Annotated in this window: 6 protein-coding genes; all 6 read left to right on the top strand. The window is 30.7% G+C overall.

Going from position 1 to position 4,762, the window contains the following annotated elements:
* The first annotated feature begins 215 nt into the window (after positions 1 to 215).
* The 6 genes from ACJJVO_RS00355 (at position 216) to ACJJVO_RS00330 (ending at position 4,538) form a co-directional block, all read left to right on the top strand.
* On the top strand, positions 216 to 740 hold the full coding sequence (locus ACJJVO_RS00355) for a hypothetical protein (RefSeq protein WP_405569033.1): 525 nt from the start codon (positions 216 to 218) through the stop codon (positions 738 to 740).
* A gap of 140 nt (positions 741 to 880) precedes the next feature.
* Positions 881 to 1,456: a hypothetical protein gene (locus ACJJVO_RS00350; RefSeq protein WP_289046750.1), complete on the top strand. Its 576-nt coding sequence runs from the start codon at positions 881 to 883 to the stop codon at positions 1,454 to 1,456.
* Positions 1,457 to 1,611: 155 nt separating this feature from the next.
* Positions 1,612 to 2,277 (top strand): hypothetical protein, encoded by a 666-nt coding sequence (locus ACJJVO_RS00345; protein WP_405569031.1) that lies wholly within the window; start codon positions 1,612 to 1,614, stop codon positions 2,275 to 2,277.
* 150 nt (positions 2,278 to 2,427) lie between these two features.
* The gene (locus tag ACJJVO_RS00340) at positions 2,428 to 3,006 is read left to right on the top strand and encodes a DUF6624 domain-containing protein (RefSeq protein ID WP_405569029.1); all 579 of its coding nucleotides are present in this window, start codon (positions 2,428 to 2,430) and stop codon (positions 3,004 to 3,006) included.
* Between the two features lie 160 nt (positions 3,007 to 3,166).
* A complete protein-coding gene (locus ACJJVO_RS00335) occupies positions 3,167 to 3,802 on the top strand; it encodes a hypothetical protein (protein WP_405569027.1) in 636 nt (211 codons plus the stop codon).
* A gap of 169 nt (positions 3,803 to 3,971) precedes the next feature.
* Positions 3,972 to 4,538, top strand: a complete 567-nt coding sequence (locus tag ACJJVO_RS00330) for a hypothetical protein (protein WP_405569025.1) — start codon at positions 3,972 to 3,974, stop codon at positions 4,536 to 4,538.
* Positions 4,539 to 4,762 lie beyond the last annotated feature (224 nt).

Below are 4,762 nucleotides of genomic sequence, written 5' to 3'. Positions count from 1 at the left end.
GAGCTTACGATTTAAGAACAGACCTAGTTCAAACTATTTTTTTGCCTTCTAAACGGCTAAAAAAAATCTTTTGAACGTGATAATATTAACAAAAAAAGGTCAACCTATATCAGTATAATACAAAAACACCTGTAACTAAACGAAAACGGCAGTTCGCTCATTTAAGGTTTTTGAATAATTATATAAAGAGTAAATTTGGGAACAAATAAAAACGAATGAAAAGATTTAGTTTAATAATATCAATTTTACTTCTGAATTTCAACTTGGGTTTTTCACAAACCGAATCTGAAATTGACTCTTTACTAAATATGATTGCGGAAACGGAAAACTCAAAAGAAATAATAAAAATCAATCAAGCCGAAAAAATAAAAGCATTTGGAGAAAATTCTTTGATAACTCTTGCGGAATTTTTTACTGATACAACCTTGACTAAAGTTAAATCGGAATGTTATAATCGGAATTTGACTAAAGGAGAAATTGCAATTATAATAGCTGATAGAATTGAGCCAATGCCATATTTTACAGTTACTCGAATTCAAAATTGTACGCTGACTTTTTGCGAAAATAATCCGAATCGAATTGAATATTATTTTGGTATTGATAATTATCTAAATAACAAAGTATTTAAAGAAAGATACGTGGAATGGTTATTTAGTGATGACAGATTAAAAAGAGTAAAAGGAAAAGATAGAAAAAAACGAAAGAAAATATTAACTGAATGGAAAAATAACAGCAGGTAACACCGTATATAATTTATTGCTGGTTCTAGCCTACTTACGAAAATCCTCTCGGATTTTCTATTCGGTTTTTATTTGCTAACTTTAGTGCTTAAACCACGCAACAAACCATATACAAACACGTTGGCAATAATTAAAACCAAATGAGAAACCTACTGATTTTATTAATGTTTTTTACTTTCAACGAACTGATTTCGCAAGAAATAATCGGAATGAAAGAAGTCTACATTGAGAATAATTTGGTTTATAAAAACGCAACTGACGAACTCTTTTCAGGAATTGCTCAAAGCAAACGAAAAAATGGACATTTAGTTTATGAAGAGGAATATAAAAATGGTATTATTCTGTCGAGTAATTTATATTATAATGGAAAAGAAATAAGAGTTTCTAATAAAACGATTTATAGTCCGAATAGACCATTAGTTCTTTCAAAAGAAATTAAGTACCGTTTAAATGGTGAAATTTATGAAACTATAACCTATAATGACGATGGAATCAAAATTCTTGTAGAACAATTTGAAAATGGGAATTTGATTTATAGTTGTCAATATTTAGGAAAAAAGAAACACGGACTTCAGTTGGGTTATGGAGAAAACGGAGAGAAAATGACTTATCGATGTGAATTTATTAACGGAAAGAAAAACGGAACGGAATATTGCCTGAATGACGACGGAACTGAAACCAAAAAGGAATATCGAAACGGAAAGAAAATAAAATAACTATTGCCAACACCGTGTATAATTAATTGCTAGGTTCTTCCCTACTTGCGAATATTCCTGCGGAATATTCACAGGTTCGTAAAAGTTTGCTAAATTAGTTGCTTAACCACGCAACTAATCATACACAATCACGTTAGGCACAATTAAAACAAACTGTGGAAAAAGAACCAACATTTACGGAATTCATTGAGCATATATGCAAAAGACCTTTGATGTATTGTTTGGAAAGCACTTTTAATGAAATCTCTGCTTTTATAAATGGATATTCTTTTGCTAAAAAAACACCAATAAGCGGAACTGATTTTCATCGATTTGTATGTTTAAAAAATTCATTTCCGACAAATTATATTTGGACTTATGTAATTAAGGCTTGTGCGAAAAATGATGAAGAAGCCATATCGCTTATGAAAAATACAATTCTCGAATTTTGTGAATTGAAAAATAGAATGAACGAAGATGAAATAATGCAATTTGCTATTGATAATGCTAAAACGAAAGAAGGAGAACCTGAAAAAGTGTTTCGGGAATTTGACAATGCATTATTAAAAGGAGATAAGAAAGTTATCCAATCTCTAATTGTCGATAATGAAAAAGCGGATTTATTATGGATTGGAAAATATCCCAAATCTGTAGCTGAGCAATTAAGCGATTTATCAGACGGACAATCGATAAAGAGAATTTACGAATCTGAAAACGGACAGAACATAAAGATATTGACTTCGGGTTGGCCATTTCCGATTGAGATGATTTTGGAAAATGGCGAATGGAAAGTAAATGCGGATAAAATAATTGAATTAAGAACTGAAAATAACTGTGCCTAACACCGTGTATAATTAATTGCTAGGTTCTTCCCTACTTGCGAAAATTCCTGCGGAATTTTCACGGGTTCGTAAATGTTTATTAACTTAGTTGCTTAACCACGCAACTAACCATACACAAACACGTTCTATGCAATTTGAAAAACACCGTGAATGAATTACAAACTTTTGATATTTAGCCTATTTATAATCCTTTCATCTTGTAAGGATCAAAATTATCAACCATTAGAATTGATAGATATTAATTGCAATAAAGTGCCGGAAATTTTGCAAAATGTTTTTGATAGTGACCAAGGAATGAGAACAAATGGAGGAGAAATTAACCCTAAAATAGATAAAGAAAATCTGATAAAAGTAGTTAGTTTAATTGAAAAATGTGGAATGCCTACATTAGAAGTAGTTAGCGATGTGCAAATGAGCGCAGTTTGGGTAGTTTTCCAACATGGAGACAATGCTAATCGAAAAAAATACTTACCACTTTTAGAAAAATCAGCAAAAAATGGAGATTTAAAAGCATCGCAAATTGCTTTGATGAAAGATAGAACAATGATGAACGATGACTTACCTCAAGTATACGGAACTCAAGTAATTCAAAATGAGAATGAATGGATTTTATACGACCTTGCAAATCCAGAAACTGTAAATAAGAGGAGAACGGAAATGGGACTTGAACCTTTACAAGATTATTTAAAACGTTGGAATATTGAGTTTGACATTAAACAATCTGAATAAAAACTGCATAGAACAACGTGTATAATTAATTGCTTGGTTCTTACCTATTTGCGAATATTCCTGCGGAATATTCACAGGTTCGTAAATGTTTGCTAAATTAGTTGCTTAACCACGCAACTAACCATACACAAAACCGTTGTGCGTCATTTAAGAAAAACCCGTGAAATACATTAAACTGATTTTAATTTTACTTTTTTTAAGTTCGTGTTCAACGAATAAATCAGTAATTGGCTTATATGGAAAATGCGAGAAAAGTTATTTTGCTTGCACTCAAATTGAACTGAAATCGGACAAAACATTTGAGTATTTTATTTTTATGGATGTTGGTGGTGGAAATGTAGTCAAAGGAAATTGGGAACAAATATCTACTGACAGTATAAAACTTAACACTTTTGAACAACCAAAAAATCCAAGTACAACTTATAGCGGAAAAATAAATCCTGACCGAATTGAGAATGTCAAAATTAAAATCCGAGATTTGGAATTACCTCTTGCAGCTGCGTTCATTGTAGCGAATGACCAAAACTCTGGAAAAGCAGCAGACGTAAATGGAATTGCGGAATTGGAAACTCAAGAAATAAAAACAATTACATATCATTATTTAGGACAAAAAGAAACTATCGAAATCGACAATCCGAATTATAACGAAATTGAAATTATTGTGAGAGATTTGGACTTAAACGCTGTTCCGAGATTTTTGACTGATAAAATAATGGTTTTGAATAACGGAAAATTGTTTTTTAACGATGGATTATCATTAAAGAAAACCCACTTGAAAAACAGACAATGGAAATAAAAAACGAACGCACAACACCGTATATAATTTATTCCTAGTTCTAGCCTACTTACGAAAATCCTCGCGGATTTTCTTTGTCAGTAATTATTTACTAAATTAGTTGCTTGAAACACGCAACAAACCATATACAACAACGTTGGCAATAATTTAAGACAAACATCATTAACGAATGAAAAAAGCAACTATCCTTCTATTAATAATCATCTGCAATTATAGTTTTGGTCAAAACAATTTAACGGATTCTGAATTAAAGTCAGGTATATATTTGACCTATGAAAGTTTATTTAAAAACAATCCTTTAGAATTCGAAAATTTAATAGTCAAAAAAGAAAAAGCCGAAAAAAACTGGCAAAAAAAGGAAACCTATATTCTAGGATATAAACTCAAAATGTCGAATGAAGAGTCAGATAAATTAGGAACAATTATTGGATTTTCTGATGGGGAGAATGTTTACCTTACTCTTTCGAGAGATTTTTATAATAATGCTGCATTATTTTACAAAGTTGATTTTATAGGTCGCTTCTTGTATTATGAGGGAACATATAGAAATTTGAACTCAGGATTGTCAAACACAACTAATGTTGTTGATTTGAAAACACAAACTATATATCAGAATTTTACCAATGGAAATCTAAAAAAAATCCTATCTGATAAACCCGAATTATTAACAAGATTTAAAAAAGAAAAAAAGAAATACACTCATTATAGAAAATACTTAGCTGAATATAGTGAATAAAAACTATTGCCAACATCGTATATAATTTATTGCTAATTCTAGCCTACTTACGAAAATCCTCGCGGATTTTCTATTCGGTTTTTATTTGCTAACTTTAGTGCTTAAACCACGCAACAAACCATATACGTATTCCAAGATCAAATCCTAGTAAAATTTAGTTTTATTTTTTAAGCTGCATATTGCTGAAGGACCACATACGGTGTTCCTCTTTTTACCACGGCAAA

The sequence above is a fragment of the Winogradskyella sp. Asnod2-B02-A genome, from assembly GCF_045063645.1.
GTDB lineage: Bacteria > Bacteroidota > Bacteroidia > Flavobacteriales > Flavobacteriaceae > Winogradskyella.
The sequence above is the reverse complement of the archived record's forward strand: the minus strand, read 5'-3'. Positions and strand labels throughout refer to the sequence as shown.